The organism is Pseudomonas sp. GV105 (genome assembly GCF_003058185.1).
In the GTDB taxonomy this organism is placed as follows: Bacteria; Pseudomonadota; Gammaproteobacteria; order Pseudomonadales; family Pseudomonadaceae; genus Aquipseudomonas; species Aquipseudomonas veronii.
On sequence record NZ_QBUF01000001.1, the window covers coordinates 468075 to 492986 of the forward strand.

13 protein-coding genes are annotated in these 24912 nt (G+C 49.9%); 7 read left to right on the forward strand and 6 right to left on the reverse strand.

Annotation, left to right across the window (positions count from 1 at the left end):
* Positions 1–104: 104 nt before the first annotated feature.
* On the reverse strand, positions 105–839 hold the full coding sequence (locus C8K66_RS02045; RefSeq protein ID WP_108524142.1) for a metallophosphoesterase: 735 nt from the start codon (positions 837–839) through the stop codon (positions 105–107).
* Between the two features lie 1353 nt (positions 840–2192).
* Between C8K66_RS02045 and C8K66_RS02060 the strand changes: the two genes are divergently transcribed.
* On the forward strand, positions 2193–2660 hold the full coding sequence (locus tag C8K66_RS02060) for a helix-turn-helix domain-containing protein (protein WP_010434560.1): 468 nt from the start codon (positions 2193–2195) through the stop codon (positions 2658–2660).
* A gap of 388 nt (positions 2661–3048) precedes the next feature.
* Here the strand turns inward: C8K66_RS02060 and C8K66_RS30500 are convergent, their stop codons facing one another.
* Genes C8K66_RS30500 through C8K66_RS02075 form a run of 4 tightly spaced genes read right to left on the reverse strand, consistent with a single transcriptional unit; the run spans position 3049 to position 8349 of the window.
* Positions 3049–4575, reverse strand: a complete 1527-nt coding sequence (locus tag C8K66_RS30500; protein ID WP_132849930.1) for a hypothetical protein — start codon at positions 4573–4575, stop codon at positions 3049–3051.
* Positions 4556–5545, reverse strand: coding sequence for an ATP-binding protein (locus C8K66_RS02065; RefSeq protein WP_108524143.1), 990 nt, complete (start codon positions 5543–5545; stop codon positions 4556–4558). Before C8K66_RS02065 ends, C8K66_RS30500 begins: the two co-directional genes overlap by 20 nt.
* A gap of 15 nt (positions 5546–5560) precedes the next feature.
* Complete coding sequence (locus C8K66_RS02070) at positions 5561–7669, reverse strand: hypothetical protein (protein WP_108524144.1); 2109 nt, start codon at positions 7667–7669, stop codon at positions 5561–5563.
* Positions 7666–8349, reverse strand: coding sequence for a hypothetical protein (locus tag C8K66_RS02075; RefSeq protein WP_132849931.1), 684 nt, complete (start codon positions 8347–8349; stop codon positions 7666–7668). Before C8K66_RS02075 ends, C8K66_RS02070 begins: the two co-directional genes overlap by 4 nt.
* A 1389-nt stretch (positions 8350–9738) precedes the next feature.
* Here C8K66_RS02075 and C8K66_RS02080 point away from each other — a divergent pair.
* From C8K66_RS02080 to C8K66_RS02095, 4 genes are read left to right on the forward strand one after another with little or no spacing between them, the layout of a single operon-like run.
* Complete coding sequence (locus C8K66_RS02080; protein WP_256590899.1) at positions 9739–10791, forward strand: tyrosine-type recombinase/integrase; 1053 nt, start codon at positions 9739–9741, stop codon at positions 10789–10791.
* A 24-nt stretch (positions 10792–10815) separates the two neighbouring features.
* Positions 10816–12348 (forward strand): site-specific integrase, encoded by a 1533-nt coding sequence (locus C8K66_RS02085; protein ID WP_108524147.1) that lies wholly within the window; start codon positions 10816–10818, stop codon positions 12346–12348.
* A complete protein-coding gene (locus tag C8K66_RS02090) occupies positions 12341–14626 on the forward strand; it encodes a hypothetical protein (RefSeq protein ID WP_108524148.1) in 2286 nt (761 codons plus the stop codon). Before C8K66_RS02085 ends, C8K66_RS02090 begins: the two co-directional genes overlap by 8 nt.
* 44 nt (positions 14627–14670) lie before the next feature.
* On the forward strand, positions 14671–15132 hold the full coding sequence (locus C8K66_RS02095) for a hypothetical protein (protein WP_256590890.1): 462 nt from the start codon (positions 14671–14673) through the stop codon (positions 15130–15132).
* Between the two features lie 285 nt (positions 15133–15417).
* Here the strand turns inward: C8K66_RS02095 and C8K66_RS02100 are convergent, their stop codons facing one another.
* On the reverse strand, positions 15418–19488 hold the full coding sequence (locus C8K66_RS02100; protein ID WP_108524149.1) for a P-loop NTPase fold protein: 4071 nt from the start codon (positions 19486–19488) through the stop codon (positions 15418–15420).
* A 415-nt stretch (positions 19489–19903) separates the two neighbouring features.
* On the opposite strand from C8K66_RS02100, the gene C8K66_RS02105 reads away from it, so the two are divergent.
* Both C8K66_RS02105 and C8K66_RS02110 read left to right on the forward strand, forming a co-directional pair.
* Positions 19904–20110 (forward strand): hypothetical protein, encoded by a 207-nt coding sequence (locus C8K66_RS02105; RefSeq protein WP_108524150.1) that lies wholly within the window; start codon positions 19904–19906, stop codon positions 20108–20110.
* Between the two features lie 392 nt (positions 20111–20502).
* Positions 20503–24879, forward strand: a complete 4377-nt coding sequence (locus tag C8K66_RS02110) for an NACHT domain-containing NTPase (RefSeq protein ID WP_108524151.1) — start codon at positions 20503–20505, stop codon at positions 24877–24879.
* Positions 24880–24912: the final 33 nt, after the last annotated feature.

The following is a 24912-nucleotide window of genomic DNA, read 5'->3' on the forward strand; positions in this document are numbered from 1 at the left end:
CCTGGACAACCTCGCAAGGCATACTTTCTTTTTTCATCGTTTCAGACCGAGAAGGTGCGCCCCCTGCGAAAGAGATAACGTTTGATTTCAAAGCACACGCCCCCTCAGATCTCGATTTCGAAGAAAGGATCAAAACCTGTCGACTCGCCGGGATAGCCTCTCGGATTGGAGACCACTCTGCAGCCGCCAAGCTCGACGTCCACAGCTTGGTGGGTGTGGCCAAAGACCCACAAATCCGCTTTCTCGATAAGTCTGGGCCAGTCGTTGGTGTAAGCCGCATTCAGATGCCCGTCATGCTTCGTTCCGACGACCACGGGCGATGGGGCGTGGTGAGTGATGACGATCGTTTTGCCTTCAAAAGGCTGGGCAAGCTGCTGGGCAAGCCAGGACTTGGCGGCATGATTGCGAGTGACGAGATCATCGGGTCTCAGGCGTCGGTATCCCGCATCAGCCCGGATGTAATTGAAGTCGTTCATCCACTCCCAAGCCATCCTGCTCGCAGCCACCTGGTCGCCCGTCGCGGAAAAGTCCGTCCACGCTGCAGTGCCCAAGATGCGAGTGCCGTTGATGATGATGCTTTGGTTCTCGAGCAGATGGACATGGGGCTCAGCGGCGTCTCGCATTTTTTGAAGAGTTCGATCGATGTGGCCGTCATAAAATTCGTGGTTGCCGCAGATGTAAGCGACCTTGCACTGGAATGTGTCATTTGCCCACTTCACGCCACGGGCCTTCTTGTCGATATCTCCCGCGAGAATGACCAGGTCGACGTCGGGGTCGAGCGCCGGCGGATCGAAGCGGTGAAATTCGTTATGCAGGTCTGAGTAGATTCGTAGCTTCATCGCTCGGTCACTTATGAATTTGCTGTGTTTCAAGGTGGTTTAGAGGTTGCACGGTGTGAGTATTTGCTCACCTGTTTGACCACCTCGCCGGCACCGTTATGAGCTTTGCTGGTTCCGAATACGTTTGATAGTTCATGTGACCTTTAACGGCTTGGCTTGCGGGATTCGTGTTCCAAATGCCTAGTGGCGTACGCCAGAAAATCGTGGGCTCATTCCTTCAGGTGCCCACTCGCAAACAACGTATGAGCTGCCATTACTTGTTTCGAAGACGTGGTATCCGTGGCTCTCGAACCTTCGACGTAGCGAGGACGTTCGAACGGTCGCTCCATCTCGAAAACGCCCGCGTTGTTCTTGGTAAACCACACCTACCAGGCAGTTGATTTCGTGATCTACACTCGCGCAACACATGTAAGCGGTGGCCGGAAATTCAAACTGCACGGCTATAGCACGCTCGACGCTTGCGGGGATTGAGGCCGGCTTGACCTCCGCGGCGGTCTGCAAGCTGTTCAAGGATTTATAGTCTGTAGGCATGGTAATTCACTCGATCTGTCCAGGCGTGATGTCCTGTGTTGATGTCCTGTGTTCAATGCACTTCGAAAAAAGGCCTGATAGCACCGTTTTCGAAGTAATGGTGGGCCACCACAAACAATCCGCCCGTGTCCGCCTCCACCACCAGGTAACCGTTGCGGTGAAACCGCCTTAAAACTGGCGGCGTATGAGCTGGCAGACCCGGAGGCAGGAGGCTTATGCGGTTACAGAAGATCAACCCGGTCATCCGCGAAGGTCGATACAGCGCGCATAAAAAAAACCCACCACGTCGTCATCTGGTATCGCCGCTTTCGCCTTTTGAATCACCGTTGGTAGCCTGTTGAAGCTGAGGTCTCTTATCGTCGACCCGAAGGTTTTGATCATGAATGCCAAAGGGTCTGGCGATGCTGTGTTGCTCACTGGTGGTTCCTCGCATAAGTCCAGGTCTCTCGGCCCACCACGCTGCTCTGTTCGATGCTCACCGATTCCGGAGACCACCGCTATCTACTTCACGCTTTGAGCTCTTCATCCAGTTCCGAGGCCGCCACTGCAGCTGATTGCCAACACCGGGACGTAACCTCTGCTGACCTAGGCCCTGCAGCTCGCCTAGGGGTAGAGGATAAAAATCACAATCGACGGTTTAGGGCTAAATTGATATTTGGTAGAGAGATGTCGCCCTGAGCCGCTGCCCTCGCCCGCCTGCCTGAACCCACGCGGCGGTAGGTCGAACCACGCGCTTGCGCCGTAACTGTACGACTACTATATACGGTAGAGTGTTACGGCACAACATGGCTACATCCTCGGTTTTGAGGAATGCCTGTGTCGATGAAGGTACCTTTAGCCGCGATCCTTCGCGCGCTGCGAGCTCACAAAGGGTTGACCCAGGAGTCAATCCCCGAGGGGAGCAATCGTCAGTACCTGAGTCAGCTTGAGCACGGCAAGTCGAGCCCCACCTTGGACAAGCTGCAGGATCTGTCGAAAGCCTATGGGGCGTCTCCCCTGTTGCTAGTTGGCGCAGCCACCCTGATCCAGGAAGGCATAACTGTTGATGCGATCGTGGAGAGATTCGCAGAACAGATGCGCGAATTGGATGCCACCGGTACACTCGCGGCAGCGCGGGCAGAATTGGATGACGGTGGGCTACGTAGCAGGCCAGCCGGCCGGGTGATTGATCGCGATCTGAAGGTCTCGATTCAGGAGTGCAAAGCTCAGGGCTTGAGTCAGTCGCAGACGTCTCAGAATCTGGGTGTGAACAAGATGACGGTCAGCAGGTATTGGCGCGAGTCTGAATGATCCTCCCGCTGGCCCTCCCTCGGCTTTTGTCACGAGGCGTTGCGCATAAGCCTGGCTTAACCACAGGTGATCTTATAAAGCCGAGTGGCCTTGTTCGGTATAGAGGCTCGTATTCAGAAGAGCGTCGAAAACAACACTTGACGTTATGTATAACCAAGGTGTACTTCGCCTAAGTCATCCTGTAACGCAGAGTGGAACTCAACCTGCAGGCATGGATCTAGGTCTAGAATACGGACAATTCTTCGACATCATCGCATAAAGGCATCGATGAAGCCCAGGAGCAGCGACGTAGTCGGCTGTGCCGTGGAAGACGTTTGACCCGGGATCTCGCTGACTCAAGCCAGTTAGGTACAAGAGTGGCATCGCTTAGGCACCCCTTGGAGGGCTATCACCAGATGCTAATCACAAGCGTGTCCATAATGTCAGATCGGCCGTCAACGAATCTCATTATACCGTGTGAGCTGGGAACGTAGACGTTACGTCTGCCGGTTTCAACAAGCTTTGAAAATGATGTCCGCTGGTTGCAGGAACATCTTTCCCGTGACCGAGCAGCCAACAGGCGTGGGGAGATAAAGTAACTTTTCTGCTTGTGATTCTTCCCTCCAATTTTATCTCGACGTGTCAACGTGTATGAGGCATTCATGCAGCTAAAAGATTCATTAGCGATCAAGGCTCTAGAAATGACGGTGTCAGAATACGTCCGCTCGTGGGCACTTTCAGCTTCTAGTGCTCCCCATACGTCAAAAAAAGACACTAACTGGGTCAGGAGAATTTCTCTGAGGCTTACGGCACTTTTAGCGAGTAGATCACTATAAACCTCCAACATAGGAGCGTTCGACCTCATGCTTTGGTGTTCAGGTAACGTCGAAACCCCCCCTGATGAAACCAGCCAAGCACAGTAAGCAGACACGCAACTGCATCTTTCTGTAAAGTTCAGGATGTTCAATTGACCGTGGCTAAGACCTCTAATAGCATTGAAACACTTACGGTGCGGGGTAATATAAGCTTTGTGTAAATAGCGGCGAATGGATTTTACGCACTTTACGACGTCAACTGGATCGACGTTGAGCTCAATGTGTCTAGCCAGGCTGCTGGTATGTTCGGCCGAATCGGTCGTCACAAGAGGTGTCGGGGGATGGTCTAGTTCATTTGATCGCGAAATGTAATTTACACTACAAATTTCATAGGGGAATGGGGCGCTTTGCCAGGGGAGATCAAATGGAAGGCCGGCGTAGCGACGAACGTACTCAAAATAAAACTGGCTGAGCTCAAAATCTTTTGGGCCAGAGATCTTTGGGATAACGTCAGAAACTGCCCCCAACTCAAGTCGTTCAATTGAGTCCAGCCAGCGCTGATATTCATCCCCCACTCTCTCAAATTCCTGGACGTCCTGATCAGACAGGGTCACCATAGGTACACGCGCCTCGACAAAGGCCCTCAGATGCTCGCAGGTACCATATTTCATTAGAGGTTGTGTAAAAAGACTTCCACCCTTGTATAACGCATTTGAGCAGCGACTGCAGTGAACCAAGACCTTGTTATGCACAGGACAACTATGTATTAAAGGGTTCAAAAAAATCGCCGAATGATAATTAGCATCAATGCACTCTTGGCAGTGGCGGATGCTCTGACGACGCCCATGGTGTAACGGTTGGAAATTTAAACCTAGAGATGCCTGAGCTAGGGTTAATTTCGACAAGCGCAGACGCGTATTTAAGCAAGGCAACAGGAGCTCAGGTACCACTCCTCCGCTGCCTAAAATTGATACGCCGTGGTGAGTTACATCAAGATTTGTGAGCAACGTTTTCAAGCTAAGGCGGTTGATGACAAGCGCTTTGGTTACAATCAACCAACAAGATTGATAAGCCGTTTCAACCTTGGGATACGATAAAGTTTTAAGAGTCAACTTGATCATCCCCCGTAACGTCGACAAGTCCGGCGAATTCAGCCATCCCGGAAATTTTGATCGCGCGGCTCACCATGGTAGGTGTTAAGACAAATTCTGGCTTATCCTCTGACCTACCAGTCGCGAGCATGTATCCGATAGCCGTGAAGAGATGCGCCGTAGGAATAATTTTGGCTTTCGAATTAGAAACCGCCTTCTTGGCTTCCTTATAAATCAATTCTGAAAAGCTTTGAAGCCTAAACCCTGCAGCATAAGCAGTGGGAAGAAAAAACTGCGTGTAAGTACACGTACTCATCTCTGGAAATTGTAACCCATCATCAAACTGTTGAAGAGTAGACGCCAGCCAATCAATTTTTTTGCAGCCATGAAATCTACCCCGCCGACTCAAAAACCTTGCGACGAGCGCTATCTTTCCTGCGCTGACCAGCGATGTACGCATACTGTTAATCTGGTGCTGCGCAAACCCAACAGTAGTGAGAGAAATATTATTTAATTTCAACTCATTTTGTATGGCTTGCAACCCCTGATAGTCCTTGTCTACCATTGCTTGCATTTCGTCAATCATCAGCAAGCAATGCTTCCCATGTTTGCCAGATAGCTCGCACACAATATGATCAATCACACGATCTCGAATTTCCGCTAGTGAAATTCGATATTTATCCTTTTCAAGCCCAAGGCTTTTAAATATGGTTGGAACAATGCCTTTTTCTTTTTCTGGATCACAAGATGCGAGGATAATCATTTTATCCGGAAATTCTTGCGAGATCAGGTAGCGAATGGCTTTAGCGCATTCAGTTTTGCCCATTCTGGGCGTAGACCAAAAATACATACTTGGTTCACTCAGATAAATTAAATCCCTCACTCTCTCATACACATCTACGATGGTGGGCGTCAATGTGAAATACGTTTTTAGCATAATGGGATGCTGAGACATCAGCTCGTCCCTCGCAGCTGTATCCAGCGGGTCAAATATGCGCATGCAGAGCTCCTGCTATCAAAACCCTTTGATAATCTTTTTTAAGTCGGGCATGGGATATGGGATGATTGTGGCTGTTTTGGTAGGTGATGATTCAGCTTCGAGATCATCTGAGTCGTGGTCTGCCTCTTTCTTTGACACTTTGGTTGCTACTGACTCTTTTTTTGCCGTTTTTTCTACTTTTGAAGTGGGCACGTGATGATCAGCAGTGTCTTCGGCTTCCTCGCCGGCCTCGAACACGTCGTCCTCTAGTCCCAACCCTTCAGTGACTTCCTTCTCGACCCGGTGGCGCTCAGTGGCTGCTTTGGTGGGACTAGAGGCAACGCCTGGCACACCAACAACCTTGCTTTGGGCAATGTCTGAAAGAAGCTCCATGTATAGAATGACTGGATCGTCAAACTCAGAAACAATCAATAGCTTTTGAGCAATCAAGCTATTTATGGCTTTTCGGGTTTTTCGGCTATGCTTTGTACGAGACCATTTTGCAGCCGCTGTTAGAACCTCCATAAATGTGCCATCGGGCCAGTAGGCCTTCACCGTTCTCATATCGTGTTCATCTATCTCTATGATGATTTCTTTCCCTGAGAGCCAGGCAGACTCTCTCATGACGTCAGAAGAGTAGTGAACGCGGTCAATCTGAACATATGGCCTTATTCCACGTTTAGGGTAGCATCTGACAACCACCGACTCAGTGATATGGTAGTGAGCCATTTTAGCAATACGCTCCTGGAGGACAGTTCGAGGAAGGTAATGTCCGTTATTCTGTTGCATTTTTTGGCGAATGTATTCGATTGGTGACAGGAATCCGATCCCCTCGGAAGGAGTAGCATTACTGATGGCGAAATGATTAAAAGCCAATTCTTCTATATGGCTAGCATCCATCTTAAGGTCAGCTGAAATTTTGGCGCCGCCTTTGACTCTACCGAGTCCGGGCCCAGCTCCCGTAGTACTTGGTAACCGCTGGAATATCTCAGCAGCCAATGTCCCGAATGTCCTCTCCACATTCGGCCTGGCCTCGAAATGGCCGGGTGGGCCATAGCAAAGTGTATACCCAGTATTCTTACGAAGTGTCTCCGATACTGCACCGGCCAAGTTGGCTAACGCATTATCAGGCATCAGCACTGTTGGTACTGTGTGAGCCAGTTCGGGAAAGATCTCTGTTGGGAAGCCCATGTCTTCAGTCAATTTTATAGGAAGGGATGCTCTCTCCGGCCGAGGAAGATTTGACCTCAAACTTTCGGTCATCAGTCTTACCACATCGGAAGCACTAACCTCGCTACTGAACACAACTGAGAACCACCACACTGCTGTCGAAACCCGATCTACAAGAGCAATGATATTTATACGCTCCATCGAAACATAGCTTATCAAGCCATCTTGGTTTTCAAAACCTATTGAGAAGTGCGCATCAATATGATAGCTATCGATCTCTGCCGCTTCCATCATGTATTCATAGGTAAGCAGTGCGTCTTTACCACTACCTACTGCAAGATGTGCTTGGGCCGCTGCTTCGCCATTCACCAACACCCCGCGGTCAAAATTATGATCGAGAACCTTGTGTACAAACTGATTAACGCTTCTATATCCTAATAGCTTAGTGCCATAAGGCCATTCATCCTTTGGATGATCCTTGCGCTTAAGATAATTAATCATCAATTTGTGTACATGCTTCGGCTTAATGCGAAATTCGTAAACGGCTTTTTCATATTTCAACTTGAGAATCTTTCTAACCAACAGCTGCTCTAGCTCTGGATACCTTACCAGAAGATTAGAAAACGCCCCAGCATACCCTCCCTTACTTTCTGGAAGCTTTGCTTTAAGCGGGCTGATACGTGCATAACTTACCAATCGCGCATTTGGTATAAGCCCACCATACCCCCTAACAAGGCCGTCGCTAGATGCAGAGAGGCATCTTTTAATCAGCCTATGCAGTTCGGCGCCGTTAATACTTGTAGTTTCTTTGATACCTAAAAGGGGTTCTCCGTCAGCATAAAGATCGACGGCCCTGACTCTATTCCGAAAGAGATATTCGGTATCAGTATCCATAAAAGCTGTTGACACCTGCGCCCAGGGTTGAGTCGATTTTATTGCCTGTTCAATCTCATGACGGCTTCTCTTGGCTGTCATTTGAGTTTCCAATAGCTATGATTGCCTAAAGCGCGCGTCTCCAAATCGATCTCCACCCCTCCTGCCAATATTTTTTCCGCCAATACTCCTAGAACAACCATAGGATCATGCCTGGACGTCGCCAACAGTAGTTGCTCCACGCGGCCTGCCTTTAGTGCTAAGAGGGTCAATTCGACAGCAGCAGTTACGACATCATGCCGGTGCTCCCGAATTTGAGAAGCGAATCCGATCATTTTCAAAACCCTAGTAGCTTTTTGTGCTTGCTGCCTTAGGTGATCACTGTGGACTCTAATATGAGATATCTGACGTTCCTCCTTGACCGCTTTTCCTGGAAATAGTGCGAAGATAGCGACAGTGTTACGTACGACTCCACCATCACCCGCAGACAACACATGTGCCTGTGTCTCGCCGTTTTGGAGTTCCACACGGATGATCTCACGCTTTCGGAATCCATCCTCACTCTCAAACTTAAGCTGTGCTTCATACCCAAAATGGAAACTTTTTATAGCTGGATCGGTTTCCAAATGAGTCAACCAGTAAACACATTCATTATTACTTGCCAACGCAACGTCTGATTTGGATTTTGGACTGTACGCCAACCAAATTGCGTTACGTGTATTCTTCCTCGCCCCGTGCGATTCCATGAGTTTACGGCGCAGCTTGGATTTAAGTGACGCCATTACCACCCCACAACGTTGTCAATGATAACCGTTCTGCCGAACTGCCCGCTTGGTTGCTTGGTTGCTTGGTTGCTTGGTTGCTTGGTTGCTAGCGACCATAGATCGAGACGCAACAGTAGCAAAATAATTTTTTAATCTAACGCGCATTCAAAATCTGCGAAGAGAGAATAACTAGATATATTTTCATGCATATTGAAACCCGAAAAGAATTGAGATCAATTCTTTAGAAAAACGTAAATTTCTCTGATTATTCAAACTATTTAGCGGTGTATTGTTATTAAATAAAATCATTCGTTTAGCCAGAGCATTTCTGGATGCTACTTAACGGGTTATGGGCAAACCCCTTACAATATGGGCGAATCGTCTAGACCACGCGCTCAAATCTTCCCAATTTAGGTCAAAACCACAGTACCCCACCACCGGCTTATGGTTTTCACAGTAGTAGCTTGTGCTTTCACCTTTATCAGTTGGCAAGCTTATTGCAAGCTTGCATTATGGCTTGCTGTGAAACCCGGTTCTGAGCGTTATCAGAGATCCAACTTACACCGCTCAATGTGCCAATCTGCTTGAGATTTTTTCTCTGCGCTTTTTTGGACACAGCCACCAAGCCGGTCTGACGATTTTGAGATACCGCGCTTAGCCGCACCCGCCACCCTACCGCTGAGATTTTCTCTGGCTGCATCGACGACCTGTCAGCGGGCGCGATGCTACGGGCTCGCTTTGTTTTTTGGTCTTTTCACTGGCTTGGGAACCTACGTACCGACTGATCGCTCACCTTTCGAACGAGGTCGGGGCCGCCCGCACGTGCTACTCCTTGATCTCGACCAGTCGATTTGGCGGGGATTGACTAGGTTTCTAGAGATCAGAGGCGGCGTATTCGCGCTTGGACAGGCGTACGGCATGCACGGCTGAGGCGGCCGACGCCAGCAAGCTTAATGGTCTTGGCCCAGTCTCAGTCCACACGCATCTTCACTCTTTACTGCATGCCTGCTCCATTTCTAATCTTTATTGCAGAGCTTCTCCATTTCGATTATTTGCTGCATTCATTCTCCATTTCCACTCTTTACTGACAAAAAAAGGTGCAGTAAACGGCTGACACAAACTACATCTGCGTGTAGGTCATTACGATATATTATTGATTTTTAGGTGCTTTATATTTTATGGCCGTTTACTAATGTTTACTTCCGAGTACTACGCTTCCTACCATAAGGAGCAGCTTCAGCTGTTGCGCTTATGCCTGTTGTTCATTTGAAAGACATTTCCGTGCCCTCCGGACTCGTTGGTTGGTTGTTGACCGATGACCGTGGACGACCGCGCTACTGGTCGACAGTCTGGTCTGCACTGGACGGTGCGAGCTTGGCGCCGTCCACACTACGAATCCAATTGTCCGTGATCGAACAGCTGTACCTGTCGGCCAGACGGCTGTACCAAGTTGATTGCCTTGATTGCTTGATTGCGGAGCTCAAGTTCGATGAGCTTGAAGCCTGCCTTGAGACGTTTTTCATCACGGCCAGAAATCATGGTGCCCAGACTGCCGCCAACTACCATCCCAACTGGCGTGTGGCCTACGTTTTCGTCAAAAGTTGTGTTCAGCGTCTGGTCAAAAGTCATGCCGATCCTGACATGCTTTGGCTGCTGAGCATGCGTCTGGAGCGTCTGGAGAAGCTGTTTGACTCGCTGGGTATGGCGCCCGCGCCGCCGGCAGAAATTGTCCGAGCTTTGCCAAGCCCAGTGCTGGATGAGTTTTACCAGATCATTGATCCGTACTCGGTTCGTAATCCCTTTAGAAACAGTATGTTACGCTGGAGAAATTACATATTGTGCCTACTCATGTTGCATCTTGGATTACGCCGCGGTGAAACCCTCGTGCTGCCTATGGATGCATTAAAAAGCGAAAAACGCTTCACCCCGACCGCAGAAACTGTTAACTGGCTGAACGTCGGCGACAATCCGTATCAGCGTGATCCGCGCCAAGAACAGCCCAGCCTAAAAAACAACAATGCCGCCCGGCAGTTGCCTGTGCCGCCAGCGTTGGCCAGCCTCATCAGGACCTTTGTCGAGAGCTACCGACCCTCGACCCGACACAGCTACTTATTTTCCTCGCTGGAAGGCAATCCACTATCATTACGCCAGGTCAATGGTATTTTTGTCACCATCACAGGTGAGCTCACCACTGAAGCGCGCCAAACACTTCAGCAGTATCGCGGGGCCGGCCGCATTACACCGCACGATATGAGGCATACGTGTGCAACTGTCAGGCTTTATCAATTTGTAGAAAATGGCGACGACCTCGAGATGGCAATCCAGAGGCTACGAGCTTTTTTTGGATGGGCCCGCACCTCGGATATGCCACGACGGTACGCACGAGCTTTTTTTGAGGATCGCTTAGCCACAGTTTGGAACCATGCATTTGACGTCCATGTCAGCCATCTGCGCTCCTAAACGCGACAGATGAAGGAGCAACGCATGCAGCGGAGTCAGTCGGGCTTTCTTGGTAACGCAAAACTTTTAGAGGCGTTGGCTCCCCTGCCTCCCCTGCCCTCTGTAATCCGTTATTGGGATGATTTTGCAGACTGCTGGAAAACCATAAGAAATCCCGAGGAAAACGCATGGTCCTTTGAGGTTAATGGTGAGTTCCTAGAGTTTGATTTCAGTTCCTTTGACGGAGAATTGATACACCTAATGAAGTTGTGGCTTGCACGTTCCGTCTCTGAATTGGCAGGCGCAACCATCAAAATGTATTTCCTGACACTTCAAAAGCTCGATAAAATCCTTATATATACGACGCTAGACCTTTCACTAACCCCGCCCCTGAGTGTCGATGCTGAGTGGCGACGCGAAATAGTTACGGTGTGTAATAACCATCAACTATGCGCGCTAAAGTCGCTACTGTTATTTTGTTGCAGTCAATCCGTGGGTGTTCTGAATAACGATTCCAGACCTCGAATTGCGTCACTTCGTCAACACCCCGTGGATAGGTATGCCAGTGTCCGGAGCGGTAACGTATTTTTTGATTCGTATGAAGACCGGAAGATTATTGATTTTCTGGATTCAATCAACGACCCTTCAAAGTATGACTTGGAAAATGTCAAAATACCCCTTTTAATCAGCGCCTGTATTTTATGTATTTGCTATCAGCTAGCAATGCGCCCCAAGCAGATTGCAAAACTTAGAATCGAACATTTAAGTATATTTAATTTTGAAAAATCCCACAGTGTGCAGTTGCGATTTTTTCGAGGAAAACAACGCAGGGGCACGCCACCTATCCCGATGTTACGAAAAATAAAGCGCGAGTGGGCAAATATATTTGTAGTGTTGCATCACCGGCGAACCACGGACCACGCGTACCCTAAAACACCCGGAGCTCTAACCGATTCCTTTTTTGGCCTGACGCCATCAGGCGTCGGCGCATCGCTAGCAAGACTCACCGCAGAGCTTGGGTTGGATGGACGTAGTAGCAGCGATTTCAGACATAGTGCTGCGCAACGTATGGTGGACGCGGGTGCCACCCAGGAAGAACTAGCTGAATACATGGGGCACAGCTGGTCAATGACAGGGCTGGTTTATTTCGAATCATCACCGACGCAGGCCGAACGAGTGAATCGGGCACTCGCTATTTCTCCGATATATAGCAAAATTGAACGTATTGCGAAAAACCGAACGATCAGTACTGAGGATTTATCGAACGCACTACCCGTGCACCAAATAGGAGGCATGCCACACGGAATACCGATAGCGGGAATAGGCATGTGCACCCTTGGACAGGGACTTTGTGCAAAAAATCCGATATTGTCATGTTATGGCTGTGATCGTTTCTTAGCTGTCAAGAACGCAAAAATTCATGAAGAGGTTCTTGAGGGGCTGCGACCCGTTGTACTGCAATTTTACAATGCATCCAGAGGCGAGAACTATTCCCCCGCTTATTCACAGCTGCAAGATGTTTTAGAACGGGTAGAAAGTATTATTGATGAGCTAAACGGTGCCGTCGATAATGAATAATAATTTTAGGAATTTTATTGAGGCAAACAAAATCCTTGCAATGTCTAAAGACGTCAACTGGGACATTCCGACCGCACCTGATGGAACCGTAAAAAAAGGTGAGGGATGGCCCTTATTCCATATGGCAGATAATCCCCGAGTCCCTTATTGGCTTGCGGACTTTGGGACCGACATAAAATGCCTGGCGTTGATCAACGAGGAGCGAAGCGCACAAGGAGTACCCGCAATCGCAAGGGCGAAGCTTACGAACTCGTGGCAGGACTTAATCAAAGCGTGCGCAATTCACTACATTTATGTGAAAGGTGTGTCCGCAGCGCATGCGAGCCAATACATTGTCCGAACCATTCGTATCATTGCATCTTGTTGTGGCAAAGCTGAGCCGTGGGAATTGAGTGTTGATCACATTGCGACTGCTCTTAAATACGCATCACTGTTACAGCCTTCTGGTCAACTGGCGAGAGGAATTAGAAATTCGGTACAGCATATATTTGACTTTCATTGTCTGGTTGATCGCACTCCTTTGTTGCCTGCAGTTAGCGTCAAACGCGGTAACAGTCGCGAGGATACGTCTAATTTTCGACAAAACCTTTCGGAGCGCAAACGCACAGAGCGCCTTCCAGATTACAATGCATTCTGGGAACTGATCCGAATTGTTTTTACCGAAGATCCACAGACGTTTTATGATGAGTTGCGGTTTGCGCAAGCCAAAATTCTGGTGCTCTGTGGGTTGCGAATGGGCGAAGCACCACTTATACCAGTCGATTGGTGCCAGGAGTTCTCTCATCGAAGTAAAAAGGGCATTCCCGCAAGCGAGTTCGGCGGTATTTCGTCATCAATTGCTCTTAGGTATTTTGTTGAAAAAAGAAGTATTTCGGATAAAGATGGCAAACTCTTACATCCGGACATACAGCACATTCCCGAGATGTTCAGGGAAATTATTATTGATTTTCTGAATCGGGTGCTCTTGCTCACCCAGCCGCTCCGCGCCACTCTTGAGAAACAGTATCAATCCAATCGGATTTTGGCTGACTTTCAACCGGAGGAATTGGTGGCCCCAGCAGACCTATATCCGTATTTGACTGGCAATCCATTTGTTTATGAAGATGACGACGAAGTCCGATTAACTGCGCAGTACAGAAAAAATTATGATATTAGCGTACTGGATGAAATCGAGAGTCGACAGTTATCATTAAAAGAACGTCGAGGGAAATTAAAGAATGTCGTTCGTCAGTATTTCGCCGTACTGCGTAGAGGGTATGAATCACTCACTCCTTTCCGCACGGTCTCCGGGGTACCTTGTAAGGTGAATTTCAGAAAGGGCTACTTTAAGGTATCGGAGTTAGAACAGCTGGTGAGATTAAGAATGCCATCCAAGATCTCACCTCTAAAGCCGTTGCGCACCACTGCCGGCTCGATACCACCCCATCATATGTTGTTCCTTGCGCCCATACGCGCTCTATCTGAGGGGCGGAATGATGGGCTATGCGATATTCGTAAATACTGTTTTATTGGAATCCTCGATACGGTCGATTTGCGAAACCACTATTACAAAAGTCAGACTTCAAACACCACTTTTTTTCAGCGGTACGGGCGTAATGAGGAAAACCAAGGCCTTACAATCAATAGTCATTCTTTTCGTCACGTTCAAAATAGTGAGCTCTTTAGGATGGGCGTGGCGGATACGATTATAACTAAGCGTTACGGCCGTCGTAGCGTTGAGCAGTCATATCGGTACGATCACCGTAGCTTATTAGAGGAACTTGCTTCAATGGATCTGCCGCAAACGGCACATGATATTTTGCCAATAGGTGGCTCGCAAGTGCTAGCGATGATTCTAAGTGGAAAGGTATCCGGTCCCATTGTCGATGAGTTTCGAGAGATTCAGGCGACAAGGGGCGATGAGGCGGCATTTCTCTTTCTTGCGGGAGAAGCAGATGGATTTCACGTTACGCCTTATGGATTTTGCATTAACAGTTTCATGACCAATCCTTGTCCAAAACATTTAGAGTGCTACGGCGGGTGCCGTCATCTTTGCGTTACAGATCTGAAAAGTCATCAGCAAAATCTATTTGGACTTCGTGAAAAAATCGCCTTAGCCGTTAACAAAATAGAGGCTCGATTCAGTGATAGTATCGGAAGAACAAATCAATTGGATCATGCAAAAAAAACGTTAGAAAATATTGATAGAGCATTGGCATGTCGACCAGGTGAAAAGCCTTTTCCAGATGGTCCGGATTTGTCGGTGCCGGTCCATCAAATAGACTTATTTAAAAACTAGTCGCTTTTGCGCTAAACCCCTGTTACGTGCCTAGCGGAGTCAATATGCCAGCACCGAGCAAACCTGTACGCCGCACCGTAAATGCGGTTAATCTTGATGACAATCTACTTAGCGTTCTCGAGTCCATGCTAGAAAACGATGAGAGAATAACTGCCCATGCCATTGTGCGTAGAATGGAGAATCTGGGCGCCGTTTCCACTCTCACGCGAGACACATTTCGCAGAGACCTAATTGCTCACTATCAACAAATGCAAATGGCCCGAAACCAATGGGTAGAGCGAGCTAAAAAGAACTCTCAAAAACGGTTGATAGCCAGTCTTGCAAAGAAAGACGAGCTTATAGAAGATTTAGAGCGGCAAGTCGCTCTGCTCACGGCCTCTCACAAGGCTATTATCCTAGCTGTGGGCGAGTTGGGAGGCCTTCGTGCATGGCAGCGATTTTTTTCTCATTATGACGAACATACGCTGATGGTCTTGCCCAACCTCAAAGAGCCTAAGCCTGACTAGACGCCACTCTCCCCTCCCCTGATCAAAGCGACAAATTAATTGCGCAGAGCACTCCTTCTGCGATCAGTTCCTCCAGCCGGGCACAATGTGGGCTTCCACGGTAGGCGCACACTGTCGAACAATAAACACTTATGGTGAGTTGACCAACCTCGCACCCGACCGGCTGTGCACGTTTCATTCTTTGCCTTTGAAAACGATCCGCATCAGGGCAATCTGCCTTGCCACCGAGCCAATGGAAACACGTACCTGCACCAGCGCTGCGTTGGCCCGGATTGACATAAGGGCTCATCCCACTGCTTTGTCAAATCGCTTACGCAGGCTCTTCATTTCCCTCCCTTCACCAAATTTTTCAGCGATCGCCTGCAGGTCGTCTTCGGTTAACGATGTGGCGTCGACCGTTTTCAGTACTGCCGGTGACCCCAGGCTATGCGCCAGATCAGCCAGATTAGTTTTAGTGGCCATGGACGGACATCGTGGTAGATGCTTGAGCAGCAGGCTCGCTACGCCTGAACGCTCAGCTTGATCAGTGAAGTGCTGGGTAATCGACCTTAATTCCTGATTGACCGCTGCGCTAACCTCTGGCGCTGACGCCTGTTCCAGGATCTTCAGTGCCAATTCGACTAGTGCCATCGCGGGCGGTTTTTGCATTAAGGACGTAATCTGTCGCCATAGGCGCCTCTGGGTAGCGTCTGTGACACCATTGCCAAACATCACTTGCTCAAGCACGGAGTATGCCTTCATATCCAGAGATCGCGTCCAGATGCTGAGACATTGATCTGGGAGCTCACTCTTCCCGAGTTGCCCCTTGGCTAAAACCAACAGAGTGGCAGTGCGTTGCTCTTCGGCAGTTAATCCTTGCGAAACGTTCTTCCAAATTCGTTCGAGCCGCTCGACTTCTTCCTCCAGCTCCCAGTTTATGGCATCCGCCAGTGTAGCGACCTGGGCAGCGGTCAACGGCGCTTTCGTATGCGCCAAAAAAGTTTCCGCTTCAGCGGAATGTGTTTGCCACACCGTGCAGGCAAGAGTTATCAATTCAGGTTGATGGGTCGGTGCGACGATGCCAACTTCGATCATGTTCTGTAATGAATTCAGGACATCTCGCTTTGCCTCCTGACGATAGCTGGTCATGGTTGTCACAGTTTCGTTGAAAATTTTCTCGGGTATGTTGCCTTGCGTGACTGAGTCCTTCGAAGGCCAATTTTCCCCGAAGAATTTGTGAAGGGTATTAAGCTGCGTTGGATAGCTCACTGCCGTGGCGAAAGCATTCTCCAAGCCTGTAGCCAAGACCGAAGGCTCGGCATTCAAATAGACCTGAGTAAGCCCCTGGAGCAGAACACTTAGCTCATTAGGCGCCCTCGATACCAGAGATGGCAGTTGGCTGATAGCCGTTCGGAGATGGCTCTGAAGCACTGCTTCATTCCAGCAAGCACCCGGGATAGCGCGAACAGCTATCTGATAAAGGGCATCGAAACGCTCAGGTAGAGAAGCGGTTTTGAAACCGCTGTCGAGATAAGCCACAATTGAGGTTTTTACATCATCCGGCAATCGCACATAGCTCTTTAACAGTGCTTCACAGCATTTAAGCGGTAGCTCACCGGCCAGCGTTGCGACCCACCCTTCCGCTGATTTGGCCAGCAATTCATCGCTACGCTTCAATTGCTCGAATAGCGTAACTGCGTCATCTGCGTAAGGATCAGATGTGATGTTTTCAATCAGTTCGAGCAAGCTGTCCTTGGTTGCTTCGGACAGATGATCGAGGCGGCTGGACGTCATTTGTACCAACCACCTAAAACCCCGATCAAAATCCATGGACGGATCGGGATGGTTAATCAGCAGTTCAGTCACCTTCCTTAGGCATTGCGAGAGCACTTGATGGCTCATCAGGTTGTGATTCTGCTCAAGGACAGTAAATGCACAGGCTTTGAGGTCATTCTCTGTCAGGCTCAGGTAACGCTCAACCAACGGCCACAACTCAGCCCGACTCTCCTCACCAGCCAACGCCATCTGCTCGAAAAGCTTACCGATCCGTAACGCCGCCCTGGGGACATTGATCTCCGCAGCGCGGCCAGCCTGAACCTCAACTGCAAGCAAGGTCGCGTAGTCAGTGCCCAGAGTGTGGAGAAGCATTTCCTCATTAGTAGCGATCCATTCTTCCAGTAAGCTGAATGGAAATGAGTGCGCTATGCCGTCGACGGTGATGGATCGCGTGTGGAGCCACTGCCTGAATATTTGGTCTTGAGGGGCAGGAAGCCCTTGAGTCTTCCACACAGCGAGGACGATCTCGGCTACTGCTTTTGCCATGTCCATAGCGACATCCAGACTCGGTGTCTGCATGTTTTCGAGGCGCAAGCCGAAAGGAGCATCCTCTGTACAAAGGTCACCGACGAGGGCTGCGGCTACGATATGCTGTTGCTGGCTGTTAGCAAGCGGCAAAACCGAAGCCAGCTTCGACACGCCGACCATCGACCTCAAGTTACGGGACGCCGCCAACTCTGTGCATAGGTGACCGATTACCAACCGCACAGTTCGGGGAGGCAGGTCGTTCAGAAGGTTTGCCACTACACGCATCGCGTTGTGTCGCCGGCTTGCCGGCTCCAAGTGCAGTTCTCCGATCATCTGGTGCAGCAGGCGAGCCTGGTCTTCACTGAGCATGATCTGGTCGGCGCGCGGCGAAAGGTGTTCAATCAGCCCTCGGGTATCGCCTGACACTAGCAGGCCGTAGATTATGCGGGTACCCGAGCCGAACTTACGGCTGATAGGGTCTTCAGATAGCAGCAGAAGGCTCTGAAGGGAAGCGGGCCACTGGATACCGACTAGACTGGAAAGAAACTGCCGCAGCTCCCTGCATCCTTCCCGGATTTTTGTGGTCTTGCCTCCTTTGCTATCGGTTTCCAACATTACATAACGCTTAAGTAAAAGAGGCTGAGCGTCAAGGGGCAGCTCCATTACTGGATGATCGTTAACAAAAACCGCGGTCAGTCGATCAAGGAACTCTGGGTCATCCTGCAGATCACTGTAGAAATCAGGAAAGCTTACTTTGGCTGCGCTGAGAGCAGCTAACGACTCCAAGTGTCCGGTTACAGCCCCGTCATGCAATCCACCGGGGCGACCATTGATACCCTCTTGTTCTCGGAGCTTGGCCAGCCACCATGACTGAGCAAACGCGTTAACGATCTGAAGCGCGTTACGTGGGTCGACAACGTTCACGTGAATCATGCGTTCAATCAGCTGTTCAGCGGCTACGGCCTTACGATTAAGGTCATCGACAATGTCCTCAAATGTCAGCAGATGCTTCAGTGCGAACTGACGCATATCACCGCGCGGAGGTGGTGGTATTTCGAGGCGGAATTGGAAGATGCGATCCAAGTATCGACGTGCATCGTTGTGGCTAAACACCGTGCCCGGCTGTTCCGGGTTGTGGCTGCGGCCGCGCCAAAGAGCATCAGCCACCTTCGCCTCGTCACAGGAAATGACGAATACCAATCCAAGACCTTGTGGAAGTCTGTCAGATGGAATTTCCATGAACGCGCGCACGGCATCTAGGCCGAGCACCATCTCCTCGGCAGAAAGTCGGTCAAGGTCATCGACGAAAATGACCAGACGCTCGCAAGGAATGGTCTTGCTGAGAAAGCCTTCGGAGGGTTGTTTGAATTCTTTTAGTTGCTCCAGCAGCATTTCCTCGTACTGCTCAGCACTTGCGCTAGGGAGTGAAACCTTAGTGATTGAGCGAAAGCTATCGATCTTGGATGGTTTAAGCTGTTTGAGTATGTAGCTGTAGGCGGCCGTCAGTATCAGTGCAAGCGTGGACTGGACGATGGGCGCATCTGCTGGAGCAATCTGCAAGCCAGCCCAAACGAAGAGTAATAGAATGCCCATCGCGATGACAAATGCGGGCAGAGGCATTGCCCAAGCGAGCCATAGCTGAAGGCTATACTCCTTCCAACTTTTCCATTGCTGCTCTGTGTGCGTCACGTTCCGGAACAATTTGTCATGGAGCGTCTTGTCGTCACCTCCGAGCTCCAAAAAGACATGGCGCAGCAGTGCGCGTTTGATGTCCTGGTCCTTGCCTCCAAAGCGCCAAGCGTTGAAGGTGATGCTTTTGAAGCGATCCTTTCTCGCGCTGCTTCCCTGCGTTTCGTGTGCGTCGTCCTCTAAGCCATTCGTGTATAGCTCCTTGATCGAGCTTTTACCCGTGCCCCACCCTCCTAGGAGGCCGATGCTAAAAGGAGGTTGATGGCGTTCGGATTCAACCAGGCTGCGCAATGCTCGGGCATAGTGCCTGTGTCCAAACGCGTCATCTTGCTCGTTTGCTATTTGCCGATCTAGCACGGCCGGCATCGACTCATGGGGCTGCATAGGACGTTCCTTCGTGGGCGAGGCGTGGCCGAGGGCCAGCACCACGAGATTAATTGATCGGCAGCGCGAACACTACTTTCCCGCACAGTTAGGGCATTGTAGCGGCGACCTTTCGAAGGTTTGAGGGGGGCGGAGGCTTGCGGGTTATGTTCGTAGGTGTTACGTATGGCTCATCCTCATGGCACTTTCAGTATCCTGTGGTAGGAGAATGAATGGTATGAGTTCATGGCGCATTTTTTCGAAAATCACGACCACGCTTGCGATTAGGCTCGAATCAATGTCAAGCCAAGACGGGGCTTATTAGCCTAATATTGGGTAGTATCGTTAATGCTTCGGGTGAGCACGAACAGACACCGATCATCAGTCCCATAGCTAGCAATCGCTGTGTTAAATTGTCTTTTGCAGGAATAATTTTATGCAACGTTATGTCCAGTCCGATGCAGAGCTTGCTGAGATCTTAGAGGGTAAGCAGCGTAGGCGCGAACAGTTAATCTTCGCAATCAATCGAGCATCTCCAGGGGAAATTCAAGGCCCTGCTGAGCGATTGCGTGAAGTTATGCGAAAGCCTCCGGGTGAGAAGAGTCGTCAACGGCTGCCCCGCCCGAAATTCCTGATCGAGTAACGATTTTTTGCCCCCAGTCCTGCCACTGCTCCATGCTGCATTGTGATCTGCCCTTCTGGTTTATAGTTCTGGCGAACACTGAGACGGAATTCGTACTGAAAGGACGGACATGCAGACCCCATGATGTTGTGCTTGCGACGCAGCGCAATGAATGGCGATGCACTTATGACGTTTCCATAAAAGGTATTTATCAAACGATATGCGTAACCGTCTGGCCAAGTCATCTATGACTAACCATCATTCCCCCCCAGGTGAAAAAATGTGAAGAACGGAGTGGCTTAGAGGGTAAGCTTCAAGCTCGCGACTGAGCAGACTTCACTCTCCTAATGATGTTCGTTGGGGGTGAGGCATACTGTTGTTTTTAACGACATGCAGCATCGAAATGGAGTTTTATGACTGAGTTCGTTGATGAGTATATTCCGCTCGGCAGAACCTTCCACGAGCTGGAACTAGAACCCGGTGCGGATGACGATGCTGAGCTTACTCAATCTTTTCGCCGCGATGCGGCACTTTGTTGGTCAGATCTCCTACGCGAACGTCGCGTGATCATCCTCTCCGAAGCGGGCTCTGGTAAGACGACGGAAATTCGCAACATCGCCCGTACCCTACGCCAGGAAGGAAAGCCTGCGTTCTTTCTCAGAATTGAGCACATACAACATAATTTCGAAGACGCTTTTGAAGTAGGCACGAACGAAGATTTCGCAGCATGGGCCCAGAGTGGCGAGCAAGGCTGGCTATTACTCGACTCAGTCGACGAAGCACGCCTGCGAGACCCTAAAGACTTTGAGTTGGCGATCAAAAAAATCGGCAGATTGCTAAGTGCCGTCATCAACCAAGTGCACGTCGTCATCACCGGACGAACAACTGCCTGGCGCGCGAAAACCGACCTAATACTGTGCGGTAACTATTTTCCTTACGCAGATACCGTGAACATCGTCATTGATCAGACGCAAACGCAAGAAGGCTATGTCACTGCTCAGGTCGGGCAGGCAAAAGACAATCTAACTGCGCCGTTCCGAATCTTCGCCCTGGAGGATTTGCATGGTGAGCAGATCAATAGTTTTTTACTGGCAAAGAAAGTGCAAGATCCCTTAGCTTTTTTACGTGAGGCTGACCGCAAAGATGCTTTATCGCTTACGACCCGTCCCCAAGATCTGACCGAACTGGTCGAATACTGGAACGTTCATCAAGGCATCGGTTCTCGCTCGGAGCTGATGCGTAACAGTATTGAACGACGCTTAAAAGAACATGACCAAGATCGAGAGGATTTACGACCGATTACCCCCAAGCGATTGCGCGAAGGCGCGCAGTTGATCGCTGCCGCAACAACACTAGGCCAGCAGTCGTCGATTCGGGTACCCGATGGGACGAACAATGCTCAGGGCATCGCGATCCTTGACGTGCTCATCGATTGGAATGGGGTGGAGTGCGCGACACTTCTTAGTCGACCGCTTTTTGATCAAGTCATCTATGGTGCTGTCCGCTTTCACCATAGATCAGTTCGCGAGTATTTGACGGCAGAGTGGCTCCATGAGCTGCTCAAGCAAGATGCTTCACGCGTCCAAATCGAACGCTTGTTCTTCCGTAGGCAGTACGATATTGAGGTGATCATACCTACAATGCGGCCCGTACTTGCCTGGCTGGCGCTTCTCGACGGTCGCATCCTCTCTCGTTTGTGTAGCCTGGCACCCGAAGTTCTATTCGAAGGTGGCGACCCCAGTCAATTACCACTCGAAACACGCCGCTCCATTTTGCGCCAAGCCTGTGAGCAGCTTGCTCAACCTGCACATGGACGAACGCTTACCGATTTTTCAGCGGTGAAACGGTTCACCGCCCCTGACCTCACCGAGGATATCAACGCGCTGCTCGTCCAACATGGAGAAGACGAGAACATCACTTGGTTCCTGCTTCTCATGGTTTGGCATGGCCAGATTGCAGGGGCTGCCGCACAGGCCAAAAATTTCGCGCTGCATTCCCGTACGAAGTACACACGAATTGCTGCGTTTCGCGCATTGGCTACCGTGGGCTCCAACAAGGACAAGAAAGAAGTTCTGGAGGCAATTCTCCTAGAGGGTGATGAACTGAATCGCGACTGGCTCGCTGAGCTGATCCTTTGGCTTTCACCCGATGATGCTGCTGTTGAATGGCTAATAGAGGCGGTAGAGCGTGCAGCAGCTGAGCAGCGTTACCATGTTGACAGTCTGAGCCAGGCTATCTCCACACATATATCCAAATGGCCTCTACGTCTGTTGACGCGCCTCATCGCAAGTTTCGGTTCGTTGATGAGCAGGCCGCCAGCCGTTGATATGGTTCATTACAGCCTGTCGTTGCGCTATGGCTGGTTGGTGAAGCCCGCAGCCCAAATAGCGGTTAGCATTGTTGAAGCGCAGGATATGAGCGCCGTTGACGCTCCATTATTAACGATGCTCTGCCATATTCCGACGATCGATCACTATGGCGAGCAGGATTTGCGCGACGTAGAAAGGGTTCTGCGAAGTAAGGTTGCTGAATGGCCAGAATTCAACTTTTTACTGTTTTGGCACCACGTCGCCAAAACACGTGAGGCTTGGGCGACACTGGGGGAAACAAAACAAGCCATATTCCTCTTCTCGCAGATGAGCTTTCTCGACCATTTATGGACGATGAACTCCGACAGTTTTGACGTCGCATGTAAGGATATTACTCATCGCGAATTGCTCGACGACAGAAAGATCGCATTGACGCTGGCTTTCTCACTGTACCGAGAGAACGATCGCCCTGAAGCATGGCTGAGACAAATCGAGCAAGAGTCTGAACATCAGGGGGAACTTAGAACGCTGCTTTCTAACATTATCAACCCTCCCCCAGACGAAATGCGTGATTTCAATCGACAGCAAGCTCATTGGCGAAAACAAGCAAATCAACAAGTAGCCTTGAGAGATAAGCAAAGACGGAAATGGAAAGAGCATCTGGACGCTAATGTAGATGCACTGCGTAACCCGGGTGAGCTAGGAAAAATGACGAATGATCAACATTATTTGTCTGAGCGATTGCGAGAGAGCCCCCATACTTCGGATCTATGGAGTGATGGCAATTGGCGGCTACTGATTCCAGAATTTGGAGAGCTGATTGCGTCAGCCTTTCGCGACGGGGCTGTTAACTTCTGGCGCCATTACTGTCCCCTGCTAAGATCTCAAGGGGCACCAGTAAACTCGACCCCCTATAGCGTCATATTCGGACTTATGGGCTTATCAATTGAGGCGCGCACAAAACCCTTCTCGCTCGAATCGCTCTCATCAGAAGAGGCGCAAAAAGCCACACGTTACGCGCTTCATGAGCTCAATGGTTTTCCGAGTTGGTTGCCAAGCCTTTACCAAGCGCATCCCCAAGCGGTGATCGATATCGTACTCGATGAGATTGATTACGAACTTGTTACTCAAGGCGTTAATGGTGCAGACCACTATGTGCTCTACGATGTCAGTTGGAGCGGCGAATGGATCTGGAATCAGCTAGCACCTCTGCTCTGTATGCGCCTGAAGACCACGCCCAAAAACACAGCCCAGCTACGCCATATGTTGAACATTATCCAAGGTTCAACTATGGAGAACAAAACACTTGCATCTCTCGCAGCTCGAAAAGCGAAAGCCTCCAAAAACCTATTAACAGCACCTTTGTGGTTTGCGATGTGGGTGGGGGTCGACCCATCGGTAGCTATCGCTACGCTCGGGGCACGGCTGTTGGAAATGAAGGTCGATGAGGACAGGATTACTTTTGCAATGCACTTCATCACTGCGCTCATCGGGAGCCGACGTGAGCGCCGCGCCGCGCGACCTGCGTACCGCAAAGTGGAGCACATGAAAGCTCTATATCTGCTAATTAACCGCTATATCAGGGAACAGGACGACCTTCATCGAGCGAACATGGGCGTATATTCTCCAGAGCTTCGAGACGATGCCCAAGATGCTCGCAATGCGTTGGTATCATTCATTCGCGAAACCCCTGGAAAAGAAGCCTTTTTCGCACTGATGGAAATTTCTCAGGCTCATCCTGCGACAACCGCGCGGCCTTGGATGGCATTCCAAGCCAAACAAAAAGCCACGCTGGATTCTGATTTACAGCCATGGTCGCCTAAGCAAGTTAGTGACTTCAATGATCGTCTTGAACGTACACCTGCCAACAGTCGAGATCTTTGGGATCTAGCGATAGATCGACTGCTCGATTTAAAACATGACCTTGAGGACGGGGACACCAGCATTGCGATCTTCCTCCAACCTAAACCGCAAGAAACCGAAATACGCAATTTTATTGGTCACTGGTGCCGTGAACGCTCATCTGGTCGATACAGCGTTCCACAAGAGGAGGAGTTTGCCGACGGGAAACGTGCAGACCTACGTTTCCATGGTCAGGGATTCGATGCTCAAGTGCCAATTGAATTAAAAATTGCGGACAAGTGGACGGGCCCTCATTTGCTGGAACGACTGGAAATTCAGCTCTGTGGAGATTACATGCGCGATTGCCGATCCACGTATGGAATCTTTCTGCTGACCTACCACGGTACAGAAGACAAACAGAATTGGGAGCTGCTTAATGGAAAAAGTGCCGTAGGGATTGAAGCTCTTGTTGATGAACTTCAAGCTCACTGGACGACACTCTCACCACAATTCCCAGGAGTCGAAGACATCAGAGTGATCGGAATCGACCTCACAAAGCGGAGCATCGACGCAAAAATGGCCGCCGCTAAACTTCCGGAAGGTTCCCGACGAACTCGCAAAGGCAAGAAGGCCGTCTAGCCATTAACATGTTTCTCGGCGACTGATGCCAAC